This window comes from Mesorhizobium sp. AA22 (assembly GCF_001672375.2).
In the GTDB taxonomy this organism is placed as follows: Bacteria; Pseudomonadota; Alphaproteobacteria; order Rhizobiales; family Rhizobiaceae; genus Mesorhizobium; species Mesorhizobium wenxiniae.
Genome location: NZ_CP048406.1, coordinates 2,385,872 through 2,409,348, shown reverse-complemented (window position 1 = coordinate 2,409,348; position 23,477 = coordinate 2,385,872). Strand labels below are relative to the sequence as shown.

General features: G+C 59.8%; 27 protein-coding genes and 1 tRNA gene. 12 read left to right on the top strand and 16 right to left on the bottom strand.

Features of this window, described 5'->3' with window-relative positions; translation table 11 throughout:
- Nucleotides 1-198: 198 nt before the first annotated feature.
- The 5 genes from hxsA to A9K68_RS11840 form a co-directional block, all read right to left on the bottom strand.
- Nucleotides 199-741: a His-Xaa-Ser repeat protein HxsA gene (gene hxsA, locus A9K68_RS11860; protein ID WP_065009233.1), complete on the bottom strand. Its 543-nt coding sequence runs from the start codon at nt 739-741 to the stop codon at nt 199-201.
- The gene (hxsC, locus tag A9K68_RS11855; RefSeq protein ID WP_065009232.1) at nt 738-1,838 is read right to left on the bottom strand and encodes a His-Xaa-Ser system radical SAM maturase HxsC; all 1,101 of its coding nucleotides are present in this window, start codon (nt 1,836-1,838) and stop codon (nt 738-740) included. The genes hxsA and hxsC overlap by 4 nt, the downstream gene beginning before the upstream one ends.
- Complete coding sequence (gene hxsB / locus A9K68_RS11850; RefSeq protein ID WP_065009231.1) at nt 1,835-3,244, bottom strand: His-Xaa-Ser system radical SAM maturase HxsB; 1,410 nt, start codon at nt 3,242-3,244, stop codon at nt 1,835-1,837. Before hxsB ends, hxsC begins: the two co-directional genes overlap by 4 nt.
- A complete protein-coding gene (locus A9K68_RS11845; RefSeq protein WP_141246615.1) occupies nt 3,241-3,507 on the bottom strand; it encodes a hypothetical protein in 267 nt (88 codons plus the stop codon). Before A9K68_RS11845 ends, hxsB begins: the two co-directional genes overlap by 4 nt.
- Nucleotides 3,508-3,636: 129 nt before the next feature.
- Nucleotides 3,637-3,774 (bottom strand): YHYH domain-containing protein, encoded by a 138-nt coding sequence (locus tag A9K68_RS11840; protein WP_095780287.1) that lies wholly within the window; start codon nt 3,772-3,774, stop codon nt 3,637-3,639.
- Nucleotides 3,775-4,275: 501 nt separating this feature from the next.
- Here A9K68_RS11840 and A9K68_RS11835 point away from each other — a divergent pair.
- From A9K68_RS11835 to A9K68_RS11820, 4 genes are all read left to right on the top strand, one after another.
- A complete protein-coding gene (locus A9K68_RS11835; RefSeq protein ID WP_141246614.1) occupies nt 4,276-4,809 on the top strand; it encodes a hypothetical protein in 534 nt (177 codons plus the stop codon).
- Entirely contained in the window at nt 4,810-5,730 is a 921-nt protein-coding gene (locus tag A9K68_RS11830) for a Kiwa anti-phage protein KwaB-like domain-containing protein (RefSeq protein ID WP_082982471.1), read from the top strand. It abuts the gene before it with no gap.
- 479 nt (nt 5,731-6,209) lie between these two features.
- On the top strand, nt 6,210-6,698 hold the full coding sequence (locus A9K68_RS11825; RefSeq protein ID WP_065009227.1) for a type II toxin-antitoxin system antitoxin SocA domain-containing protein: 489 nt from the start codon (nt 6,210-6,212) through the stop codon (nt 6,696-6,698).
- A 9-nt stretch (nt 6,699-6,707) separates the two neighbouring features.
- Nucleotides 6,708-7,439, top strand: a complete 732-nt coding sequence (locus tag A9K68_RS11820; protein WP_141246613.1) for a hypothetical protein — start codon at nt 6,708-6,710, stop codon at nt 7,437-7,439.
- A 76-nt stretch (nt 7,440-7,515) separates the two neighbouring features.
- Here A9K68_RS11820 and A9K68_RS11815 read toward each other — a convergent pair whose 3' ends face one another.
- Nucleotides 7,516-7,719: a hypothetical protein gene (locus A9K68_RS11815; protein ID WP_082982470.1), complete on the bottom strand. Its 204-nt coding sequence runs from the start codon at nt 7,717-7,719 to the stop codon at nt 7,516-7,518.
- A gap of 531 nt (nt 7,720-8,250) precedes the next feature.
- Complete coding sequence (locus A9K68_RS31695) at nt 8,251-8,472, bottom strand: phage integrase N-terminal SAM-like domain-containing protein (protein WP_246811350.1); 222 nt, start codon at nt 8,470-8,472, stop codon at nt 8,251-8,253.
- Between the two features lie 630 nt (nt 8,473-9,102).
- On the opposite strand from A9K68_RS31695, the gene A9K68_RS11805 reads away from it, so the two are divergent.
- The 3 genes from A9K68_RS11805 to A9K68_RS11795 all read left to right on the top strand — a co-directional run bounded on the left by A9K68_RS11805 (nt 9,103) and on the right by A9K68_RS11795 (nt 10,863).
- The gene (locus A9K68_RS11805; protein WP_065009272.1) at nt 9,103-9,354 is read left to right on the top strand and encodes a hypothetical protein; all 252 of its coding nucleotides are present in this window, start codon (nt 9,103-9,105) and stop codon (nt 9,352-9,354) included.
- Nucleotides 9,355-9,421: 67 nt separating this feature from the next.
- Complete coding sequence (locus A9K68_RS11800; protein WP_245430140.1) at nt 9,422-9,673, top strand: helix-turn-helix domain-containing protein; 252 nt, start codon at nt 9,422-9,424, stop codon at nt 9,671-9,673.
- Nucleotides 9,673-10,863, top strand: coding sequence for a site-specific integrase (locus A9K68_RS11795; protein WP_065009222.1), 1,191 nt, complete (start codon nt 9,673-9,675; stop codon nt 10,861-10,863). The genes A9K68_RS11800 and A9K68_RS11795 overlap by 1 nt, the downstream gene beginning before the upstream one ends.
- Before the next feature lie 107 nt (nt 10,864-10,970).
- Here the strand turns inward: A9K68_RS11795 and A9K68_RS11790 are convergent.
- Nucleotides 10,971-11,046: transfer RNA gene (locus tag A9K68_RS11790), tRNA-Ile, on the bottom strand.
- A 237-nt stretch (nt 11,047-11,283) separates the two neighbouring features.
- On the opposite strand from A9K68_RS11790, the gene A9K68_RS11785 reads away from it, so the two are divergent.
- The gene (locus tag A9K68_RS11785; RefSeq protein ID WP_065009271.1) at nt 11,284-11,994 is read left to right on the top strand and encodes an SIMPL domain-containing protein; all 711 of its coding nucleotides are present in this window, start codon (nt 11,284-11,286) and stop codon (nt 11,992-11,994) included.
- Nucleotides 11,995-12,108: 114 nt separating this feature from the next.
- Here A9K68_RS11785 and A9K68_RS11780 read toward each other — a convergent pair whose 3' ends face one another.
- Together A9K68_RS11780 and A9K68_RS11775 are read right to left on the bottom strand one after the other, a co-directional pair.
- Nucleotides 12,109-12,471, bottom strand: a complete 363-nt coding sequence (locus A9K68_RS11780) for a hypothetical protein (protein ID WP_082982477.1) — start codon at nt 12,469-12,471, stop codon at nt 12,109-12,111.
- Between the two features lie 293 nt (nt 12,472-12,764).
- A complete protein-coding gene (locus tag A9K68_RS11775) occupies nt 12,765-13,211 on the bottom strand; it encodes a YcgN family cysteine cluster protein (RefSeq protein WP_065009270.1) in 447 nt (148 codons plus the stop codon).
- A gap of 212 nt (nt 13,212-13,423) precedes the next feature.
- Between A9K68_RS11775 and A9K68_RS11770 the strand changes: the two genes are divergently transcribed.
- A complete protein-coding gene (locus tag A9K68_RS11770) occupies nt 13,424-15,559 on the top strand; it encodes an OmpA family protein (RefSeq protein WP_065009220.1) in 2,136 nt (711 codons plus the stop codon).
- A gap of 348 nt (nt 15,560-15,907) precedes the next feature.
- Here the strand turns inward: A9K68_RS11770 and A9K68_RS11765 are convergent, their stop codons facing one another.
- The 3 genes from A9K68_RS11765 to A9K68_RS11755 all read right to left on the bottom strand — a co-directional run bounded on the left by A9K68_RS11765 (nt 15,908) and on the right by A9K68_RS11755 (nt 18,428).
- Nucleotides 15,908-16,774, bottom strand: a complete 867-nt coding sequence (locus A9K68_RS11765) for an NAD(P)-dependent oxidoreductase (RefSeq protein WP_065009219.1) — start codon at nt 16,772-16,774, stop codon at nt 15,908-15,910.
- 107 nt (nt 16,775-16,881) lie between these two features.
- A complete protein-coding gene (locus A9K68_RS11760) occupies nt 16,882-17,547 on the bottom strand; it encodes a helix-turn-helix transcriptional regulator (RefSeq protein WP_065009218.1) in 666 nt (221 codons plus the stop codon).
- A gap of 8 nt (nt 17,548-17,555) precedes the next feature.
- Entirely contained in the window at nt 17,556-18,428 is an 873-nt protein-coding gene (locus A9K68_RS11755) for a S1C family serine protease (protein ID WP_065009217.1), read from the bottom strand.
- 269 nt (nt 18,429-18,697) lie between these two features.
- Between A9K68_RS11755 and A9K68_RS11750 the strand changes: the two genes are divergently transcribed.
- A complete protein-coding gene (locus tag A9K68_RS11750) occupies nt 18,698-19,645 on the top strand; it encodes a trypsin-like peptidase domain-containing protein (RefSeq protein ID WP_065009216.1) in 948 nt (315 codons plus the stop codon).
- 3 nt (nt 19,646-19,648) lie between these two features.
- Here the strand turns inward: A9K68_RS11750 and A9K68_RS11745 are convergent, their stop codons facing one another.
- Together A9K68_RS11745 and A9K68_RS11740 are read right to left on the bottom strand one after the other, a co-directional pair.
- Nucleotides 19,649-20,449, bottom strand: coding sequence for an arginase family protein (locus tag A9K68_RS11745; protein ID WP_246811349.1), 801 nt, complete (start codon nt 20,447-20,449; stop codon nt 19,649-19,651).
- A gap of 233 nt (nt 20,450-20,682) precedes the next feature.
- On the bottom strand, nt 20,683-21,096 hold the full coding sequence (locus tag A9K68_RS11740; protein ID WP_065009215.1) for a VOC family protein: 414 nt from the start codon (nt 21,094-21,096) through the stop codon (nt 20,683-20,685).
- A gap of 66 nt (nt 21,097-21,162) precedes the next feature.
- Between A9K68_RS11740 and A9K68_RS11735 the strand changes: the two genes are divergently transcribed.
- The gene (locus A9K68_RS11735) at nt 21,163-21,789 is read left to right on the top strand and encodes a TetR/AcrR family transcriptional regulator (RefSeq protein WP_065009214.1); all 627 of its coding nucleotides are present in this window, start codon (nt 21,163-21,165) and stop codon (nt 21,787-21,789) included.
- Here the strand turns inward: A9K68_RS11735 and A9K68_RS11730 are convergent.
- Nucleotides 21,731-22,678, bottom strand: coding sequence for a LysR family transcriptional regulator (locus tag A9K68_RS11730; RefSeq protein ID WP_065009213.1), 948 nt, complete (start codon nt 22,676-22,678; stop codon nt 21,731-21,733). The two genes, A9K68_RS11735 and A9K68_RS11730, sit on opposite strands and share 59 nt — an antisense overlap.
- A gap of 109 nt (nt 22,679-22,787) precedes the next feature.
- On the opposite strand from A9K68_RS11730, the gene A9K68_RS11725 reads away from it, so the two are divergent.
- The gene (locus tag A9K68_RS11725) at nt 22,788-23,423 is read left to right on the top strand and encodes an FMN-dependent NADH-azoreductase (RefSeq protein WP_065009212.1); all 636 of its coding nucleotides are present in this window, start codon (nt 22,788-22,790) and stop codon (nt 23,421-23,423) included.
- The last annotated feature ends 54 nt before the right edge of the window (nt 23,424-23,477 follow it).

The window sequence follows — 23,477 nt, the reverse complement described above, 5'->3', positions numbered from 1 at the left end:
CAACAATACGACCGAGGCCGCCATAAAGCGGCTCCGAAGCCTCCGGCAAATCCGGGGCCCGTCCATTCGAGGTATTAGTAAACGGCGACCAGAATGACGACGAAGGCTAGCGCGGTGAAAATCTGAGGAGCTCGGATCATCTCGTCCTTATGGAGAAAACCCAATGACAGGAGAAGGTGCCAGCGTTGCAGCATCTTGTCACTCAGCGATGATTCGCAACGCATTCAAAGTCTCGGGAGTAATGGTGCCGGTAACTTTTAGGTTGTAGTCGGACTGCATTTTCACCAAACCGGCCCTCATTTCTGGGCCCATTTTGCCGTCCAGGTCGCCATTGTAGTACCCGAACGAAAGCATAGCGAACTGGACTTGGAGGACGATTTCTTTGAACTTGTTGGTGTTACCGGGGAGCACCGTGAGAGGCGCCGGAGCCGGCGCTGTTGCGGGCGCTTGATAGGTCGGTGCCGGCGCTCGATAAACGGGCGCCGAGTACAATGGAGCTGGCGTCCGATAAAACGTGCCTCCTGCCGATGATCGGTGGCTACTGTGGGAACTATGGCTGCGATGGCTGCTGTGTGACCTATGGCCTGCCAAGGTGAATTTGTGATCAAGCTTGAAAACATCGAATAGTGATTTCAACTCGCCACCCGCATCGCTGGTGGGTGCAAGTGGCATTGCGACGCTCTCAATCGGCATAAAACCAGCAGCGAGCAAAGATGGGATCGTGAACAGCCGCTTTTTCATGCGACACCAAACCTCTCGTATCCGTGCACCTTTGGGTGCCATTCGAAGAAGCCGCCGCACTCATTTCGGAGACTGCAGTCGGCACAATCCGCGACATAAGCTCGCTTCCAATCGGAGATCGTAGACGGCGCAAACGCCCGGTAGTCGGTCGGAACTGTGCAAAGCGGAAAGTTGTAAAGCTTTGTATCGATCCCGCGGCTGATGGCGAAATCCAGCGCCTTGCCCACAATATCAAAGCCTGTGGAACTGTCGAAAAACAGTGTGTCCCAGTTCTGTCGAGCGTAGCCGATGTTTTCGAGCTGCATGATGGCCCAGCTATCGACGAACGGCAGCGCCGTCGTCACAAATTTTGCCAGATCCAAAAGCCCAGGAGCATTTGGTTTCATAAGAACTGTGCGCAGTTCAATTTTTGCGCCAGCCTCGCATAGAAGGGACAGGCTCCTCCTGACCTGATCATACGCCCCTGGCTTTGCTACTATGCGATCGTGGACGTCGCTGTCGCTCGAGTAAACAGGAACTCCCCAGAGAATCCGGGTCAAATCCAGTCGACGAAGGATGGGGAGGTCCGCGCGATCAAAATGCTGGGCATTGGTTAGGACGTGAAAATCGATGTCAGGCCGCCTTGACATTGCCCTGTTAAAGAAATCGAACAATTCCGATTTAAAGAGCGTTGGCTCTCCTCCGGAGATGCCTATGGTCGAATTTTTTTGCGAGAGAAGTAGAGCTGTTTCAAAGAACGGAAACATGTCTATGTGCTGCTTCTTCGGTGGCTGTGAGCACATCAGGCAGAGCTGATCACACCGTTCGGTGACCAAAAGCGTATTGTGTCGAGAATTAGCTCGGATGAGGCGGTGCGCCGTTCCTCGCGAGGGCACGACAAACAGCACATCCCCGTTTACCTCACTCGGATCGACCCCAAATAAACGAAGATTGCCGGTCGCTCCTGAAAACTCGGCGGTTTCCGCACTAGCGCTCTCCAACGCTGCGTCGAGCGCACCAGTGTGATGGCTCTCGTCCGATATTCCTTCGAACGACCGAAGTCGAACCACGTATGGCTCGATTGCGTCAGTCTCGATTTTGAGCCGAAGCGGTATCATGCATGCATTGGGATCATGTGATCCCCCCAGGTTGGGATACGGGCCCACTTGGCTACCGACCGCCGCGCCGCTTCATCGCGCCGGCCGATTACCTCGACGACCTTGTCGAAGAGGGAGATATGGCGTTTGCAAAACCATGTCTCAGATCGGGCTAAGTCAATTCGCCCGTCCCTCGAAAGGTCGTCGACTACATCCGTCCCGCAAAAAGGTTGATAGACGCAATGGACGCAGTCAGCGTCGAAATTGTTGATAGATGCACTGTTGAGCAAATGCACTTTCGTTCGATCGACGCCGTCAGCTACCGTGCCGATCGACAGATCAACGCGCCCTATCCGCGAGAGCATTCGAGCTTCATCGGTCGGGTAGAGCTGCCCGTCGTGATCGACGACGATATAGTCAGAGGCAAAGAAGTTAGGATTGCGTAGGTCAACATGATCGTCAGCTCCGGATCTGAGGAACCGTCGTAAACACTGGCCGAAATAGTACTCCTCAACGTATCGATCGGTTCGGTAATTTCGGTCAATTAGATAGTCGATGAAGTCAGAGTGAAGCTGGTTCCATCTGGCGATAGAATTTGGATCGCTTCTTCGACGCCGTGCGAAGCCTTGGTGATTAATCGGCCGGAGATAGATCGACTGGATTCCGTGACGTTCGAAATTGTCAACAAGATCGTTGAAATCTGGCGGCCGTTCAACGTCCAGAGTTGGCAATGCTGAAACCTTGCCCGGGCCAAGGCGACACACGGCCTCGCTAAGATTCTTGAAAAACGTGTCGGTGGCCAGATGATCATGCGTGCGCTGACGGGTGTGAGTGACGTAGTCCCCGTCCAACGAAGTGCTGACAAAGGTATCCGCCTGATCAAGAAAAGCCCATTCCCGCTCCCCTAACCGCTGCAGATTGGTACAAACAACAAACTGGCTGCTTGGAAATCTTGATCGGGTGAACGAGCGCACCTGCTCTAGCAGGTCAACTCGAAGCAATGGCTCACCGCCCTGAAACTCGATCTTGATTTCCGGACCCTTCATCTCGCCGAGGAAGGCGAGCACCGCATTTAATGTTTCACCGCTCCAGTCGAAACCACGCGCGGACTCCGGAGCACGTGAAACCTGGCAATAGCCACACGCCAAATTGCAGCGGAGCGTGGGAACTAGGATGAGGTAGGAGAGGTCCTGCTGCATCGACTGCCTTCGTGACCACCGATAGGCAAACGACATCCAGTCGGGATCGCCCTCCTGTGCAAACGCATGACCGTTGTTGCGGAGAAATAGTTGATCGGCCGGCGATAGATCGTCGTTTGCAAACCTTTCTAAAAACCGATGGCTGCCAACGAAGAACCCACCTGCGTCGTCGGTGAACAGCAATTGGCCGTGGTTGAGCTCTCGGAACTTGAGCGGCCAAACGGTCATTTTGCTGTCACCGCAGTGATCAGCGCTTGTCGAAGTGGAAGTGTTTCTACGTAGATCTTTTCTCGATAGACCGCATGCAGAACGCTCTTACGCACGTCATCCAAATCGAGATCTGGAAGGCGGGCTACCTCGACGCTGCCGGCCGAAACCGAGAAGCGAAGCGATGGATATTGAATTTGAACGCGAAGCAACGCGCCTTCCACAAAACCTAAAAAGTTCTGCGGAATCTCGATTTCAACTTGCTCTAGATCGCGCGCTCCCACCCCGACAAAGCCCCCGCCAGTTGGCACTATACATCAAATTTTCGATCTGAACATCGACGCAAATTAACTTGGGAGGATCGCAGCAGCACGGATCACGGCAATTCTAGAGCACCGATGATGCTGGGTTAGCTAATGGCAGTGATAATCGCCTGTCTGGTGGTTCTTATGGCAACCGTTGCTATCCGTCCCGCCGCTGTGCGCATGGGCGCCGAGGGCAAAGGCCGTTAGGGTCAACGCCGCGAACGCGGCCAGAATCACGAGTTTCATTTAGCCCTCCCTTAATAAGCTGCAGCAAAGCATCATTGCGGCGGAGACGCAAGCTGGGCCAAGAAGAAGCAGGGGCACCAATCTAGGCTGCGCGAGATCCAAGTGCCGAGGCATGGCGGAGGTGCTGGCAGCCTTCCGAATCACCTAACTCCTTCGGTATTCTGGAGAATTTAGGGGATCGTGCTCTCATCCCACTCATGTCCCCACGCCCGAGGCTCCGCCCATCAAAGATATCGGCAATGCGCCCATATCGGCCGCTAGGATTGCCTTTGTGCTTATCCTGAAAGCGGACAGTGATGAAGCCAGATGCTGCTTCACGGCATCAGCTGGTATGTAGGTTCGCAAATAATCGGGTTGATAGGACTGTGTCAGAGGTTGACCTTCCGATAAATACCCCACTAGATCTCGCAGCCTCGGATTCGGAAAGTTGCTCTTTTGCGATATAGGGTTCTAGTCGGATTGGTCGTGTTCTTCGGCTCATACTTGCCCTTGAGCCTAATATTGCTCGCGCAGGACTATGATTATTCGTTCGTTGGCAAAGATCTCTGCTGGCAGGTGTGGACCGATAGCTGTTCTCTGCCCTTCAAGAATCCGGGCTTCGCAATCGGGATTTTTCTGGGCTGCATTGTATGCCTTATCATAGCGATCTTGAGCCTGCACCTTCTAAAGCCCAAGCACGAGATCATCATCAACGAAGCCAAGCATGTACCCGCCGACTTGATGAACTACACTCTTCCTTACGTCGTGTCTTTCATGAGCATCGATTATCAGGAACCGGGGAAGTTCTTAGGATTTTTGATCTTCCTTGGCTGGATGTTCTGGATCACCTATCGATCGGGACAGGTCATCCTGAACCCGGTGCTCATCGTCTTAGGTTGGCGATTGTACGATGCCACCTACACCTACGCTGGTAGTCCCAATTCTAAGAACTCGAGACTGCTCGTTAAAGGCACGATCGAGGCTGGGAAGCGCTATCGGCAGGTGCCGCTCCAGGACATCCTGATCGTAAAAGCCAATGAAGGGGGGAGAGATTAAATGCCACTGCCACAAATGTTCGCCGACTTCGACGTGGCCAACAGCACCATCGGTGTCTGGTTGTACAAAACATCCGTCGGCCCGGACGGCAATCCGAGGTTCACCGGCCGCTGGATCGACACGGACGCAGCACTGGACGAGGCACTCAAGCAAGCCGTCACCACAAAACGCGAAGGCATCATGGAGGTGAACAACTACTCCTTGCTGGCGGCCACTAATGACGGCATTGCTCTCCGAATCGATGCCCTTGAGACCCACGCCGGGGTTATTATTGCTGAGGCTCAAGATCCCGACGCGGGCCGCAAGGTAACCAAGCTAAAGGACGTTCAGAACACCAAGTTCTACGCGGTGAAACTGACCCACGGAGGTCATAGCCTCTACGCGGTTCGCAAAACCGACAGTTCATGGCAGTCTAGATCCAATCGCAACATCCTGTCGGTGTTCTTCCAGGATGATCAACTTGGTCTTAACGATAGTCCAGGATTCAACATTTCCAAAGACATCGACTTCTTCATGCTTGAAGAGGAAGTGATTATCACTAACAAGCCAGCATTCGAATCGGTCCTCAGCTATAAGGAGGCCCACGTTCAGGAATTCGTAAGTCTCCAGGGCGAAGCTGAATTCGTGAGCCTGTTTACGGTCCTCAACCCGCTGGTCGAATTCATCGGAAAAAACAAACTGCATCTACGACGAGCATGTGCTATTCGACAAAAGGGGCATTATCTGGACGCCAACTTCATGATCAGGCTCAGGCAGCGGTATGCGGAGTGCGGCCTGAACCTTACATTCGATGAACAGGGGCGCTTGGTCCCCACTGAGGAAACGTGCGCCGACATCATCCGTGCTCTTCTCGACCATCGGTTGTCGTCATTGTTCTCCGAAAACAATTACGATGTCCCCGATGCAACGGTGGTTGGCTAACGCTTACCTTCCTGCCGCTCCTCTAAGCCGGCCAGCTATTCTGTGCGACTTCCGACTCAATCTGACGCGTGAGGCGCTCGCGCCAAAGCGGGCGTGAAGGCCAGAAAGCCACATAGCCCGACGCCGGAAGAAGTCGATGTGCTCCGCAGATGAAGTTGCACTTGCGGGTGGACGCAAGTCAGAAGCCCGCTCCGCAAAATTTGACCTTCGAGGATCGCGAAACCAGCCGACATCAGCAGAGCGTCCGCGAAACACCAGCTCATAGCAGGTTGATCAATTCAGCCAAGTTGTGGGGGACCTCCTCGCTTAGGATTGCTGCTGGAAATCCACTCCAGCCATTCCCGCCACGCACATATTGGTCGTTAAGGCAGCGAAGTTTTTAGCCGAAGGGGCGAAACTAGGATTGCCGGCCTAGGAATGTTAAAGCCACCTTAACTCGCTATTCACCATCATGGGCAAGCTGCAAATGGACGAGAAATATGTTTGATGCCCGAATTATCGCGAATGAGGTTCTCATTCGAGCATGGGAAGAGAACCTTCAACTGACACAGATTGACGTGCAGAAAATACTGTATTTTTTGCACGGGCACCATCTCGTCGAACATGGGAAGCCCTTAATCAAAACAGAGTTTGAGGCATGGGATTTCGGACCAGTTCAGCGGATCGTGTATGACGAGTATAAGAGGTTTGGAGATCACCCCATTGACGAAATGGCACAAAAATTCGATCCGGTAGCGCGGACATCAACGGCCTTCCCGAGGCTAACTGACAATGCCGCGGTTTCGACGATCGAACGGCACCTCTACAATTATCTCGAAATCCCAAGCTTTGCTATGGTAGACCTTACGCACAGACCTGGAACACCATGGTCTCGAACTGTCGAATCAGCGAAAACCCGTGTTAACGTCGGTATGCGAATCAAGGATGACCTCATTAGGTCGTTTTTTGAGGGTTTGCAGACCGCGTAGGGGCCTTCATTGGGACAGATAAAGCGTAAGGCCATCGGCCTTCTTAATCGAATACAGTTTATCGACCTTGCGCAAGCGGTGACAGTGCCCCCGAGCGCTCGGAAAGATTGGCTGAGAGAATACCTCCGTCGTGCAGTGAAGGGCGGAAAGTTTCCCAGCTACAGGTATTTTCGTGCGGCTATACCCACGATCTATGGCGTTAGAAGAGGCTTGGACCCTTCCCCACCTGTCGGACGATCCGATCTGGAGCGTCATATAAAGACGGCCTGTAAGGGCGTAGATGAGGAGATTAATATCGATGCTGCTTTGCACCTCTTCGATATGGTCCGCCCAAAAGGATACGCGGCTTATGACCATCCTCCAAAGAATCTGCCTTTGGGGCTGAAAAGAACAGCGGCCATCGGTTTGGAGTGCGAACTTGTCCAAGATGGCGAGCTCATATTTCAGTTCCCTTCGCCTAGAAGAACTCGGTTCGAAGATCGCACGATAACAATTCTACTATCGCTTATCCATCACGCCTATGCGACCGGCGACCGTGAGGGCGCTGTTGTCGAATTTGCTGATTTAAGCTGCGACTTTGAAACTCCCACCAGTCGTCGGGAGCGATTGCCGAGGGTCCGTAATCCTCGAATAATACGTCTCGAGGGCGCTGACCTGCTCTCACTGGACGACTTGACGCCTGAAATCCAAAGTGTCCACGACCTGCTGCTCGATCTCGGAGATGAGCCAGAGCCCGACTGATCCTTTTATTGCAAACAGCCTCGTCGCTTAACGGTGGCACCGCTCGCCCCGGAGAGTAACCATTCATGGCGTGCTCCTAGAAGCCGAAAGCTTCCAGTGAGAACTCGCCACTGCCTTCGTCTAGTTGCATGACCTTCACCTGCATCTTTGTCGGAGCGCATTCCTTAATTGATCTCGGTTTGGCATTCTTGTCCTTCGCGATAGCGATGATCACCTTTACCCACCCGTCGCAGTGATCGAGCGCCCACCTGAGTTTTTCCATCCAACTCGTGGTGGCCACGACTGGTTTTGCTGTCAGCCCAAATAGGCCCGCGCTCATCAAACAGCGACCGTCTCGAGCCGACCAACTCCACTGCACGCCAACCGGAGCTGTACCGAAATGCGCAAGGCCGCGGTGTGCGTGTATTTCTTCGGCATGTGTCTTTCCCACCGTCATCGCGAGGTAAGCACCACGCTCAGGCCTCACAAGCCCCCAGCCCACCGCCCCACCAGGCATAGGCGACAGGAAGCATGGCCAAGCACCTGCGATCGGTTGTGGCCGAGCAATACCGCGGCATCTATAGCGTCGCGACAATCTCTATGGCGCTTCCGGTTGGTCCGATCGCGATCCGGCTTCAAGCCCGCGCCATAGGCGACCGAGAGCGCGGCCTGGTGCTTGAGGCAGGTGGTGGCGTTGAGGAGACGGGCAACCTCGTCTCGGCCCAGGACCACCGGCAGCTTGCGCGGATGCGACAGGCGAACCAGCCTGCGCGCCAGGTCCGGGCGTCGAGCGTGTGGGTGAAGAAGAAGCGCAGCGCCGACACGATGCTGCTCATGGTCGGCACGGGAACGCCGTCTTCCTGCTGCCCGACTGGAACCGGCGCAAGTCATCCGCTGTCGCCGTGTCCGGCGATCGGCCAAGGAAGCTTGCGAACCGCCCGACATCGCGGACGTAGTTGCGCTGCGTCTCCTGGCTGAACCGGCGCATGGTCATGTCGTCAATCAGCCGTTGGCGCAGCCGGCTGATCTGTGCATCGAGAACAGGATGGGGCATGGTCAGGCTCCTTGTTGAAGAAGCCTGTGATGCTCTGCCCCCGCCGAACGACGCTCAATGCGGGCGCGGCAACCGGATCGTGATCTCTACCACCGCGCGCCATCCCGCGCAGCGGGTTCGTTCTCCGGCCCAAAGCTGCTAGTCGTTGTGCGGCGCCATCGTCGACTTCGATCGATGAGCCGAAATTGCCTTGGTCCATCTAAAGTTTGAGGGATGAGTTAAGCCGATATGATTAGAAATATCGGTCTCAGCACCAAAGAGAGCCAACTCTGCGACGGCGGTTTCTCGACGGTCCTCGGGATAACGGCTCCGATTTCGACACTGAGGGAGGCTGCGCAAGAGGGCCAGCGGGGGGGCAGTCGCAGGTGGTTAGCCCCGGTCGCACAATGCAACGTAGCCGTCCACCGACTTGCCCCATGAGTCCGCTTAGAAACGCTCTCCTGCCGTGATCCATCCGGTTCACACGTTGCTGCCAGTTTGCGCCGAACGGACCTAGTCAGGCCGCTTCCGCTCAGCGGGGCTCCTCTTATTTAAGTGAGCACGATCTCGTCGCTTCGAAATGGCAACCAGGATGCGGCTTTGTGCTTCGACACCAACACGCCCCGGAGTATCAGGGACGAGCCAGCGTCCATGAAGAGTGACGCATTCTCGTATCCGCCGCGAGGTCTCTCTCGTGAGGAAGCAGCTCGTTATATCGGTGTCGGATCGACGCTTTTCGACGAAATGGTTGCCGATGGGCGTATGCCGAAGCCTAAGCGCATCAACAGCCGTGCCGTCTGGGATCGTGTAGCTCTGGACATCGCTTTCACATCGTTGCCGGACAAAGACAGCGGTCTTCAAGAGCTGTTGGAACGAAGCAAACGGGGCGTAGACAAAAGATAAGCAACTACGCTCATTGCGTATACGCTTGCAGGCGTAGTACGATGATAGCCCGTGCGGAAGGTATGACGTGAACGAGAATGAGAAGATTGCCCAAGAAGTGAAAGCCTGGCGGGCCAAGGGAGGATTCACTGCCGAAGCCGCAGCTAAGGTGCTCGGAATACCGAAACGCACATTCGAAGGCATAGAGCAAGGCAGAGGCTTCCCTTACCCGGTGCTCCTGCGCGTTGCCATCGAAAGCGAAGCCCTTTCGCTACAGGCGACGCTGGAGAACTCCCCGCGCGTTGAGCACCGGCGGCAGAAGTCTGGAAGGAGCATTTGATGGCTAGGCCCTTCAAGGATGCGCGATACCCTGGGGTCTCTTCGCGTCTCAAGAACGGCAAGCTAGTTTATCGCTACCGCGCAAAAGGCATGCCCGAAATCCGCCTTCCCGGTAAGCCCGGCGATCCCGAGTTCGAGGCGGCTTACGAGAAGGCCACGCAGGGTCAAGGCAAGAAGGCAGTTATCATCGATTTGCCCGGTCGGGCACTGCCAAAAACCTTTGGCCATGCCGCGCGCCGGCTTGAAACGACAATGGAGTGGCTGGATTTTGATGAAGCCACGCGGCAGAAGAATGCGCGACTGATTGAGCGTTTTCTCAACCTGCGGGTCGATCCCAACTACCCACTTACTTGGCGCGATACTCCTGTTGAACATCTCGACGCGGATCGGCTTCGCGCCGTCATTGAAGGCATCTTCAGGACAAACCGCACAGTCGCCAAACACATGTTGGTCGCCATCAAGAAACTTCTATGGGTCGCGACCGATGTCGAAAAATGGATCAAGCCGCAGGATGATCCATCGCTATGTATCCGTGTGCGGGTGCACAAATCGACGAAGAACCCAGCTTGGCCAATTGCGATGCGCGAAAGGTTCGAGGAGCGACACCCCATCGGCACAGCCGCACGCACCTGCTATGCACTCGGCTTCTGGCTTGGAAATCGGCGCGGGGATATCGCTGCTCTTGAGTGGGACGATCTTTTAACCGAAGAGATCGAACTGTTCGACGGCTCGCTGGTACTAATCGAGGCCTTTGATTTCCGCCAGAAGAAGAACCGCAACCGCCATGGCGGGCGGGAGATGTTCATTCCAGTCGTAGACAAGCTAGCAGCGGCCTTGGAGCCGCTTGATCGCTCGAAAGGCGGCACTGTCTTAAAGAACGCGTATAGCAGGTCATTCTCGGAAAAGAGCCTGACGGGTATGATGCAGCACTGGACGCGGCAGGCGGGACTTCCTAGCGGCTACACGCTCCATGGCCTGCGCCGCACATTCGGCACCTACCTCGCTGAATGCAACATCCAGGCGCGGGCTATCATGGAGGCGATGGGCCATTCCTCCATGACGGTAACAGATGAATATGTGCGTGAGGCCAACAAGAAGCGGATCGCGGTTGATATTGTTCGTGCCATCAACGAGCGCGAGGCCAAGCGTGACGCCATGAAGCGGCGGGCAAACCTCCGCATTGTCAAATAATCGAACCGAGTCGGAACAAACCGGGACCACGGTGTTTGCTTTGGGCCCATAATGGGCCCAAAACGTTTTGGGCCGAGGGCAGTTTTTGCTAATAAAATCAATGGTTATGGTGGGCCCGGAGGGACTCGAACCCCCAACCAAGCGGTTATGAGCCGCCGGCTCTAACCATTGAGCTACAGGCCCCACACGCGGCTGGATTAATGTTTTTCCCCGAATCGCACAAGGCTTTCCGAACTGGCTGGCCGAGATCGTCCAAATCAGCCCATATTCAGACATTAGAGCGACATGCGTCCACTTAGACGCGCAAACTACGCTCTAACGCTTTGAATCTACGCATCGTGCTTGCCGAAATCGATTCCGATTTTTGGGCCGATGCGGTATTCGACAAGCGCGACTGGATCGCAGACCGAGGAGATTTTTATGACCAGACATCTTTTGCCCTTGGCGGTCGCCGCCGCAATCGCGTTTCCGGCGATGGCTGGCGCGGCCGATTCGCCGCCCCCGCCCCGCATCGTCGTTACCGGCGAAGGCGAAGCGACCGCGGCCCCCGATCTGGCGCTGCTGACGCTCAGCGTCATGCGCGAGGCCAAGACCGCGCGTGCCGCGCTCGATGGCAACAACGACGCCATGGCCTCCGTGATCGCCGCTATGAAATCGGCTGGCATCAAGGAGCGCGACCTGCAGACAGCCGGCATCCAAATCAGCCCGCGCTACAACTACACCAACAAGCCGGACGGCAGCCAGGAAGCCGAACTCATCGCCTACCAGGTGACCAACACGCTTTCGGTGCGCATCCGCGACATCGACAAAACAGGCGAGATTCTCGACAAGGCGGTGTCGCTAGGCGTCAACCAGGGCGGCGGCATCTCGTTTTCCAACGAGGATCCGGCTGCAACTCTCACCGAAGCCCGCAAGAAGGCGGTCGCCGACGCCATGGCCAAGGCAAAGACGCTGGCTGAAGCCGCCGGCGTCAGCATCGGGCGGGTGCTGGAAATCACCGACCAGAATGTCGCGCCGCCGCCGATACCGATGAACGCCAAGGCCTTCGACGCCGCCCGCGAATCGGTTCCGGTGCAGGCAGGCGAGAATTCCTACACGGTGCAGGTCAACGTCACTTTCGAGTTGAAGTGACCGCCGTCTGAAGCGCGGGTGATAGGCAACATCGATCTTGCTGCATGCAGAACCCCCCGAAGGAATGATCCCCCGGGGGTTTTTCGAGCCGCACCCTTGCCGGTAGATGAACGCTTACCGGTAGAGGACCGGACAGCCGCGCTCATTGGCGAACACGACCAGCACGCGGTCGCCATACTGGCGGCCCGCTACTTTCACTGTGCGGCGGCTGACGTCGACAATACGGGCGCGGCGCAGACCCATGCGCTCTGCCTTATTGAGGGCACGGTTCGGCGAGCAGGACCGGCGCCAGTCGCGTTCGCGGCGGCGTTCGCGATAAAAATAATCGTCGTCGCCGGTATAGACGCCGACGCGCGGGTCGTCGTTATTGCCGAAGCCGAGATAGATGCTGTCTGCCTGGGCAGTGGCGGGGATAGCGGCAAACGTGCCGAGGCCGATAAGCGCCGAAAGGGCGACCGTCTTGATCGTGTTGAACATTGTCTTCTCTCCTTGTTCAGGGCTTCCGCCCTTCTTTATCGAACCGGTGTGTCTTGCTCGAACCAATGTGTCTTGGTCGAACCGATAGGGAAGAGAATGCGCCTGCGTATCTGAACTTTTTACGAACCAGCCGTTCATATTGGGTTCATGTGGCAACAAGAGGTAATTTCGCAGTTTCTCCACTTCCGGTTCTGAACCACTGGCCAGTTCTGAACAATCTAGCCGGTTTTGAACAATCTGGATAGAAACGCCCTTGTGGCGCAGCCGGTTCCGGGCCCTGGCTCGAGGCTCCCCTAAGGCTCGTCGTCCAGCATGTGCTCGAAATAGTCGTCCGGCTCGGCAAGATCGGTCTCGCTGGCGCTGACCCGGCCGCGGATCGAAATGCCGGCCTCATGCACCGTGTCGGCACTCCCCGACACCAGCCTGTGCCACCAGTAGAGATCGTGGCCCTCGGCGACCAGCCGGTAGGCGCAGGTCTTGGGCAGCCAGCTGATAGTGCGCACATTCTGCGGCGTCAGCCCGACGCAGTCCGGGACGCGCGCCAGCCGGTTGGCATAGTCCGAACAGCGGCACGTTTCGGCGTTGAACAGCCGGCAGCCGACGCTCGTCCAGTAGATCTCGCCGGTGTCTTCGTCCTCGAGTTTCGACAGGCAGCATTTGCCGCAGCCGTCGCAAAGCGATTCCCACTCGGCCGGGGTCATCGCTTCGAGCGTCTTGGTTTTCCAGAACGGCGTTTCCATTGACGGGATGTGGCCCCCGCTGGCGTCAAGGTCAAGCACCGCGACAGACGCAAAGCCGGCCGGCACCATAGGCCGGCACCATAGGAATGACACGAAGTCGCCTTCAAAACGCCGGCCAATCGCCGTTCGTGGCCGTTAATGCCTGCTAACCGGAACCAATCCGGTTGATGAACAGTTTGGGCCGGGATGGGACGCCAAAAGGAGGATTTTTAATGAAACGCCAACCACGGATTCTGGCAGGCACGGCACTTGGCCTGCTGATGGCGTCCGCGCCGTTGGGCGCATTCCCGTTGCAGGGCAGCGCCGCGTTCGATTCTTTGCAAGGCATGACGGCCCCACTGATCCTGGCGCAGTCTAACTGCCCCGAAGGCGAGTCGGCGGAAGGCTGCGCACAGCAGGCGGAACCGGAGCAGAAGCCGCGCAAGAAGCGCGAGCGGCAGGCGGAATCGGCTCCCACGGAGCAGGCCGCGCCTTCCGGCGACGAGCAGGGCAATCAACGCAGGAAGAAGCGCGAGCAGCAACAGCAGACCGAATCAGCCCCTGCCGAACAGGCGGCCCCGGCCGAAGAGCAAAAACCGCGCAGGAAGAAGCGCGACCAACAGCAGATCGAAGAAGCCCCGGCCGAACAGGCAGCCCCGGCCGAAGAGCAAAAACCGCGCAGGAAGAAGCGCGACCAACAACAGATCGAAGCAGCCCCGGCCGAACAGGCCGCCCCGGCCGAAGAGCAACAACCGCGCAGAAAAAAGCGCGACCAACAGCAGATCGAAGCAGCCCCGGCCGAACAGGCCGCCCCGGCCGAAGAGCAACAACCGCGCAGGAAGAAGCGCGACCAACAGCAGATCGAAACGGCACCTGCCGAAGAGCCTGCCGGACAGGCGGCGCAAGGCGAGAAGGTCGCACCTGCAAATGACAACGAGCAGGTCAAGCCGCGCAAGAAGCGGGACCAGGATCAGCAGATCGAGGCTGCGCCAGCCGAACAGGACACGCCCGCCGGCGAGCAGGCCGAGCCGCTTCCAACCGACCGGGAAGCGGCTCCGGCTGAGGGCGAAAAGCCCCGGGATCAGGCTAGGGAACGTGGCAAGAAGCCTGTAACGGGTGAGCAGCCCTCAACCGATGAGCAGCCCGCCGATGGCGAGCAGGCTGCGCCGGCCCAAGGCGAAGCTCCGGTCCAGGGCGAAGCGTCCGATCCAAACGCGGTTCCCGTGTTCGACAGCCAGAAGGATGCCAGGCGCAAGCGCAAGGGCGGCAGGGACAACGCGCAAGAGACGGGCGGCCAGGACGCGGGTGGTCAGCCCACCCAGCAGAACGGCGAGCAGGCGGAAGCCCCGAAGCCGGCTCCGGTCGACCAGGGACCGCCGCCCACCGACGACAGGACGGCCCAGCAGGCGATCAAGCTTGAGAGAATGGTTCCGGTGACGGAGGAAAAGGGCAAACGCGTTGAGCGTGTGCCCGACGTCGAGGACATTCGCCGCCGTCCGCGTCCGCAAGGGGTCGACGTCGTCAGGGAACTCGGCGACCGCGTTATCCTCCAGTTCAACAACCAGACGATCGTGGAAAGCGATGATACGCCGCGCATGCGCCGTGGCGCGCGGAACGTCTACTATGAGGAACTGTCGGGCGATCGCACCCGGGAAATCGTCGAGCGTGACAACGGAATCCAGATCGTCACCATCCGCAACCGCTACGGCGACGTCATCCGGCGTTCACGCATCGCGCCCGACGGGCGCGAATACGTGCTGAGCTATGTCGACGAGCGGTACTATGAGGACGATGGCGACTGGCGCGATCCGGGTGACGACCTGCCGCCGATTCGGATCGACATTCCGCGCGAGGAGTACATTCTGGATTCCGAAGAGGTCGAGGATCCGGACGACTACTATGCCTTCCTCGAACAGCCGCCGGTGGAGAGGGTGCAGCGCCTCTACTCGATCGACGAGGTCAAGCGCTCTGCCCGTGTGCGCGACATCGCCCGCCGCATCGACCTCGACACGCTGAACTTCGAATTCGGTTCAGCCTCGATCCCCGAGACCGAGGTGCAGAAACTTGAAGGCGTCGCCAGCGCCATGGAAAAGCTGCTGGAGAAGAACCCGGCGGAAACCTTCCTGATCGAAGGCCATACCGATGCCGTCGGCAGGCCGGAGGCGAACCTCGCCCTGTCCGACCGTCGCGCGGAAGCGGTCGCCGAAGCCCTGACCAATGCCTTCAACATCCCGCCGGAGAACCTGACGACACAGGGCTATGGCGAGGAGTACCTCAAGGTCGACACGTCGGAGCCTGAGCGCGAGAACCGTCGCGTCGCCATCCGCCGCATCACCTCGCTGGTGGCGCCGGTAGCAAGTGCGAATTAACTCGCAATTCCAGAAACCTGACCCGGTTTCTGGAATCTATGCGGGAAGACGTAGCCCACCCCGGTTTCACCGGGATGGGCAATTTCCGGCAATAAGCCGAGGTTGAAGGAGAATGTACGTCGCGATTTAACCAGGCATTGAATCGCGAGGTCGTCCACCCCAGATTCTGACCAGGGCTTCCCTGCCCTGTCCCGACTCCAGCGGGACACATGAGCCCCGCCGGTACCCCCTCGCCGGCGGGGTTTTTGTCTCCGGCTTCGGTGTTGAACTGAAGCGTATGCCTAGACAATTCTGCACGGTCGCCTCAAAGCCAGCAAGGCTGAGGAGTGAGAACGGCGTCTGGTGCCGTCAGTAGATACTTTTGATGTTGGTTTCCGAATTCGCAAACACCTCGTCGGGCACGAAGAAATCGCCGGCAAGCGGGCCTGTTGCATCAGGCGCATAGATCGAAAAATCGCTGACGCCCTCGGCGCGCAGCACCTCCTCGTCGATGTAGAAATTGCCGGTCGCTTCGCGCGACGGCCTGAGCAGGATCACATGCGCGGCATCCGCCATGATATCGGACGAACGGCTCATCGCCGCTACTGTCGCCCCGCCCAGAAGATTGCGCACCGCTGCCGTATCGATCGTCGAGATCGGCCACAGCGAATTGACGGCGATGCCGTCCCTGGCGAACTCCGCGCTCATGCCCAGCGTGCACATCGACATGCCGAATTTGGCCATCGTATAGGCGACATGGTTCTTGAACCATTTGGCCTTCATGTCGAGCGGCGGCGCCAGATTCAAGATGTGAGGATTGTCAGCCAACTTCAGGTGCGGAATGCACATTTTGGAAACCAGGAACGTGCCGCGGGCGTTGATCTGGTGCATCAGATCGTAGCGCTTCATATCGGTTTCCAGCGTGCCGGTGAGTTGGATGGCGCTGGCATTGTTGATGCAGATGTCGATGCCGCCGAACTTTTCGACGGTCCGGGCGACCGCCTCGGCCACCTGCCCCTCCTCGCGTATGTCGCACAACATCGGCAGCGCCTTGCCGCCTGCCTGCTCGATCTCCTCAGCCGCCGTGTAGATCGTACCCGGCAGCTTCGGGTGCGGCTCGGCGGTCTTGGCCGCGATCGTCACATTGGCGCCGTCGCTCGCAGCGCGCAGCGCGATCGCCAGCCCGATACCGCGCGACCCGCCGGAGATGAACAGCGTCTTTCCCTTGAGCGACATGTCTTGCGCCTCCCTTGCAACATTACAAGCGTGATCCTTGCGCGGCCGTCGCGTGCCGCGCAAGGCCCAACACGCCGGATGTTGATTACGCTGCGTAGGCTCGGAGGTTAGACCAGCACCAGGCCTTGCCGCATGGCAATGGCGATTGCGTCGGTGCGGTTGGCCGCACCTAGCTTGATCAGGATCGCCGCGACGTGGAACTTCGCCGTGTGCACGGAAATGTTCAAGCGCCGCGCGATCACCTTGTTGGGCGCGCCCTCGGCCAACAGCGCCAGCACTTCGCTCTCGCGCGGTGAAAGCGCCGGCCGCTCGGTCCTGTCGTCGACCGGCTCCTCGTCGGAGAGGTCGTCGTCATGGAAAGCGAAATCGTCATGCCGATCGGACAAGGGGCGGCCCTCGCCCGAAATCCGGTAGCCAGCCGCCGCCAGCCGCGCGGCAGCAGCGATCAGCAGATCGTCCGCTGCCGCCGGCAGCACGGCAAACACGGTATCGGCGGGCCGCTGCCGCCTGCCTCGTTGAGACAAGAGCACCTGGGGCATCGCGGGATCGGTGGCCGCACCTTCCAGCCCTCCGCCCTCCAGGGCTTCTCTTTCCAGGCTATTGTCATCGACGACCGCGACATCGGCTTTGTCGCCGCTCTCGCTGTTGCCAGCCACAATCGGCAGCAGATCGTCAGTCGCGGCAAGGGCCGTGGACAGGTGTTCGGCACGTACGGCGTCATCGAGCGCGATCAGCACCGTCAGCCGCCGCCCCGTGATCCCGTGACTTGCCATCGATCTTCTCAGTTCAGCGGCTTTTCGCCGATGGTCAGCACGACATCGCGCCGTTCGCCGCCGCGTGCCACGCCGAGCGTCACCGACGCGCCGGCGCTGTCAGGCCCGAGCCTGCGGATCAGGTCGCGCGGGCCATGCACGGCTTCGCCGTTCCACGACACGATGATGTCGCCAAGATGCAGGTCGGCGGCCTTCGCCGGGCCATTGTCGTCGAGGCTCATCACCATCGCGCCATGCGTGTCGCCGTTGCGGATCGGATGCAGGCCGGCGCCGAGATAGCCGCGCGCGACATGGCCCTTCTCGCGCAGCGTCGCTGCCGCCCGCTCGATCGTCTCGTAAGGCATGACCAGCGCCCGCCGGCGCGGCCCGAACAGCAGCATGCCGATCAGTGCGCCCTTGGCGTCGAGCACCGGGCCGCCCTCGAAACGGCCGCCGGCATTGACGGCCAGATTGATGCGTCGGTCGATCGTGCCGCCGCGCATCGAGCGCCAGGCCGGACCGACCTCACCGACCGTGCCGAATGCGGCGAGCCCCGCGCCGTCGCTATTGCCGATGGCGATGGCGAGATGGCCCGGCCGCACCGTGCCTGCCTTGGCCAGCGACGGCACGTCCGGCGCCCCGGTCGGCTTCAGAAGGGCCGTCCCAGTGGATGGATCGCGGCCGACCAACTCAGCCTTCACCTTGTCGCCCGAAGAAAGCGTCAGCTCGATCTCCTCGCCGGCCTCCACCGCCTCCTCGGCAGCGATAAAATAGCCGTCGCGCCAGTAGAAGGCGGTCGCGGTGCGACGCTGATGCGTGGCGAAGCTCGCCGTCGCCGGCGCCGCTGCGGCGGCGATATCGGCGATGGCGTCGGAAAATGCGCTCAGATTGAAGTCGCTCATGTTGGTCTCCTGGGTTTTTATCGCATCGGCCCGAAAATCGGAATCGATTTTCGGAAAGCGCGATGCGAGAACTCAAAGTCTTAGAGCGTCTTGAGAGTCCAATGGACGCTCGTCGCTCTAACCCAGATATCGCTCGGCAGCGCGTTCGCGGGTACTCGCCTGACGGCTAGTTGGGCGTTGGACTGGCCATCTGGTCAGGTCGCGGCCGATCCGGCCGCTCCGCACATATAGGCATCCTTCATCTTGCTCTAAAGACACGGAGCCCTGCCATGTCCCTCCCCGCCCAGCAATTGCAATTCGACGATGCGCTGCTCGATGATTATTCGGCAACGGTCGCCGATGCCGTGGACCGCATCGGTCCCGCCGTCTGCCGCATCGAGCGCATCGGTGGTGCCGGCGGCCAAGGCTCCGGCTTCGTCCTCACGCCGGATGGGCTGGTCGTCACCAACTTCCACGTCGTCGGCGATGCCCGCACCGTCCGCGTCACCATGCCGGACGGCGTCTCCAGAGAAGGCCGTGTTCTCGGCCGCGACCCCGACACCGACATCGCGCTGGTGCGTGCCGACGGCAGCTTTGCCGATATCGCGCCGCTCGGCGATTCCAAGCGTCTGCGGCGCGGCCAGATCGCCATTGCCATCGGCAACCCGCTCGGCTTCGAATGGACCGTCACATCAGGCGTCGTCTCGGCGCTCGGCCGCTCGATGCGCGCCTCCACGGGCCGGCTGATCGACGATGTCATCCAGACCGACGCAGCGCTCAACCCCGGCAATTCCGGCGGACCGCTGGTGTCGTCGGCGGCCGAGGTCATCGGCGTCAACACCGCCATGATCCACGGCGCGCAAGGCATTGCCTTCGCGGTTGCCTCCAACACCGCCAATTTCGTCATTTCGGAGATCATCCGCTTCGGCCGCGTCCGCCGCGCCTTCATCGGTGTCTCGGCCGATACGACAAACCTGCCGCGCCGCGCCGCCCTTCTGTCGCAAGTGTCGAGCAGCACGGCGGTGCGCCTGCGCAGCATCGAGGCGAACAGCCCGGCGGCCAAGGCCGGGCTCAGGGAAGGCGACATCATCGCCGCCATCGACGGACGCCCGGTCACCGGCGTCGACGATCTGGTGCGCTTGCTCGACGCCGAGCGCATCGGCCGCGAGACGCTGTGCACGGTGGTGCGCCGTTCCGGCATTACTCAGGTCACGGTGATGCCGGTGGCGCGAAGCTAACGATTATCGCGACGCATAGATCTGGCCAAGCAGCGAAACCAGCAGCACGGCCAGTTCTCCGGTCGGATCGAGGTCAGGATCGAAAATGGTCATATCCATTCCGGTGCAGCGCGGATCCGCTACCAGCGCCGCGAGAATGGCGACGAGATCGTCGGGATCGATGCCGGGACTGCCTGGTGAATCCACCGCCGGCATCACCGTCTGATCGAGCGCATCGACGTCGAAATGCACCCAATAGGGCCAGCCGGTTCGCGCCAGTGTGGTCCAGGTCTTTTCCAGGACCTTTGCCGCGCCAAGCTCTCGCACGGCAAAGACGTCGATCAGCGTCATCGCGGTCGAATTGACGTCAGGCCAGGCAAAGTCGGGGTCGCGGTTCTCGCGTTCGCCGATCTGAATCACATGTTCGTCCGCAACAAGGGGGCTTGCGATTTCAGGCCAGTCGGTCAGCAACGGCTCTCCACGTCCGGTGGCGAGCGCAAGGTCCATGCCAGCCGCCGAGCCGAGCGAAGCGTTGATGTCGTAGTTGCCCGGATGGCGGAAATCGCTGTGGCCATCGACATGGACCAGTGCCACCGGACCAGATCGCCGTGCGCCAGCCAGTGCGCCAAGCAGGACCGCACAGTCGCCGCCGACGACCAGCGGGAATTCGCCTCGTCCCAGCGCGCCGGCAACAACTTCGGCGAGTCCGAGGTTGAAGCTGCGTATCGCGTTGCCGTTGCGCAGCCGGGTGCCTGGCTGCGGCTCCGTGCTATAGGCGGGCCGATCAAGATCAACCACTTTGGCGGGCGCAAGCGTCTCGATCAAGCCGGCCTCGGTCAATGCCTGCGGCGCACGCCACGTCCCCGGTATATGATCTGGTCTCAGCGGGCGGAGGCCAAGGTTTGAGGGTGCGCGGACAAGGCAGATTTCACGCATGGAATGGGCCCAGGGTTGCCAAGCTCACCATAGACCACGAATGCCCGCCCGGTCACGCGGCCCGAGCCGTCCCCTCACCTCTGCCGACAGTTCCTGTCGCGGGGCGTCGTTCAGGCTCCCGCTCACCCTTCAACAAACTGCGCCAGGAACTCCGCGCTCGGCGGGATCGGTTTAATCACGTCGATCAGCACGCCATTGGGGTCTTTGGTGATGAAATGACGCTGGCCGAAGGGTTCGTCGCGCAAGGACCGCAGGATCGGCAGGCCGGCGGCAAGGATCCGTTCGTAGACCGCGTCCGGATCCTTGACCTCGAAATTGATCAGCAGGCCGGTGGTACGGCCACGCCCCTCCTCAGGTATCGTCTCGTGGTCGCCTTGGACGATACCAAGATTGACCCGGCGATCCTCGGCCGACTGCAGATGCACATACCAGTCGCTCGCAAACAGCGGCTTGAAACTGAAGTGCTTGATATAGAATGCCTTCGTGCCGGCAACGTCGCCCGTCATCAGCACCGGGTAATAGCTCGTCGTCTTCATCTTCCCTTCTCCCGTCAGATAACATACAGTCTGCATGTAAATTGTATTAACATACAGGCTGCACGTATGCAACAGAAACCCGCGCGCCGATCCAACCGCGATCGCACCGAAGCGACGCGCGCCGACCTGATCGCCGCGGCGCGAAAACTGTTCACCGAGAAAGCCTATGCGGAGACCGGCACGCCAGAGATCGTTGCAGCGGCCGGCGTCACGCGCGGCGCGCTCTACCACCACTTTGCCGACAAGCAGGCGCTGTTCGCCGCGGTGGTCGAGCAAGAGGCGGCGGCTGTGGCGGAAGAGATCGAGCGCGCCTCGCCGCCCTCACTGTTTGCCCGTGACGCGCTGATCGCCGGTTCCGATGCCTACCTTGCCGCCATGCGCGCACCCGGCCGCACCCGGCTGCTGCTGCTCGACGGACCGGCCGTGCTCGGCCGCGCCGCAATGGACGAAATCGATAACCGCCACGGCAACCGTTCCTTGCGCGAGGGCCTCGTCGCGGCGATGCGCGCGCAGACCATGACGAGATTGCCGGTGGAGGCACTGACCGCGCTGCTTGCCGCCGCCTTCGATCGGGCGGCGCTCGCTATCGAGGCCGGCGCCGAAACCGGCCCCTATCGCGAGGTGCTTGTCGCCCTTATCGATGGACTGTCTCCAACTCATCCTCAGGCACCTGGCCCGGCTCGAACTCGTTGAAGCAGCCGAGCTGCCGTTTGAACTGATCGATCAGCCAAGCTGCCGCAGGTTTCGGGCTGCGGTCAGTGCGATGCATGGCAAACAGAGGCGAACGCACCTCGCTGTAAGGCTCGAGGTCGAGTTCCACCAGCCGGCCACTCGCCAGATCATCGGCGATCAGCCATCGCGGCAGCCCGCCCCAACCCAGCCCCTCACGCATCAGCATATGCTTAGTGCGCAGGTCCGTCAGCCGCCAGGTGCGGTAGGCAAAGACGCCAAAGTCGCGCCCCTTGGTGCGCTCGGACTGGTCGGTGACAACGAGTTGGGTGTGTTCGCGCACCTCCTCGATCGCCACCGGCTTCGGCAGCAGCGCCAGCGGGTGGCTGGGCGCGGCGGCCAGAACTATCGACATGAAGCCGATGCGCACAAGGTGGACGTCGACCTCGCCCAGCAGGCCGCCGACACCGAGATCGGCTTGCCCGCTGACGACATGATCGGGGATCAGGCCGAGCGTGCCGATATGGAGGCGCAGCATCACGGTCGGAAACTGAGCCTCGAACGCCTTCAGCACCCGCACCAGCACCGGTGAGGGCAGTGCCGCATCGACCGACAGCGCCACTTCGGCCTCCAGCCCCTGATGGTAGCCGTCGACGCGCGAGCGGATGCGCTGCAGCACACCGGTCATGCGTCGCGCGTCCTCCAGCATCGCCCGGCCGATCTCGGTCAGCCGCGGCTCGCGCGTGCCCTCGCGCTCGAACAGTTGCAGCCCGAGCTGCGCCTCAAGATTGGCGATGGCATAGCTGATGACCGATTGCGCGCGGTTGAGCTTGCGCCCGGCGGCGGAGAAACTGCCGGTGTCGGCCACCGTCACCAGGATTTGCAGTTGGTCGAGCGTCGGATTGGGTTGCATAGCCTTATCCAGATTGTAGATGGATAGTATAAAAAATATACCAGTTTTTCAAATGGGTCGAGGGACCCATATTTAGCGGGACAAATCGTTCCAGCCCTGGAGACCCGCCATGTCCATCCTTCTTGTCACTTCCAGCCCGCGCGGCAATGCCTCGCACTCGACCCGTATCGCCACCGACCTCGCCGAGAAACTGCTTGCCGCCGATCCCTCGGCCAAGCTTGTCGTCCGCGACCTCGTCGCCAACCCGCTGCCGCATATCGATCCCGATTATTCGACCGGCATCTACACGCCGGCTGAATCCCGTAGCCCGCGCCAGGCCGAGGTCGTCGGCGTTTCCGACGCTGTGTTGGATGAACTGTTTGCGGCCGACACCATCATCCTGGCCACCGGCTTCATCAACTTCGGCATCTCGTCGACCCTGAAATCCTGGGTCGATCACGTCGCCCGCTCCGGCAAGACTTTTGCCTATGGCGAGAATGGCCCGAAGGGCCTGGTCACCGGCAAGAAGGTCTACATCGTCCTCGCCTCGGGCGGCATCTATTCGGAAGGCGCTGCCGTGCAGATGGACCACGCCATCCCTTATCTGCGCAGCGTGCTTGGCTTCATCGGCATGACCGACGTCGAAGTCATCCGCATCAAGGGCGTCGGCATGGGCCCCGAGGCCGTCTCGGCCGCTCTGGCCAAGGCGTCAGCCAAGGTGGATGCGGCGGTGGCCGCGGCCGCAACGGTTGCCGCTGCCGCGTAGAACGCGAACAACTGGTAACCAGAACAAAAGGCAGGCGCCCGGCGCCTGCCTTTT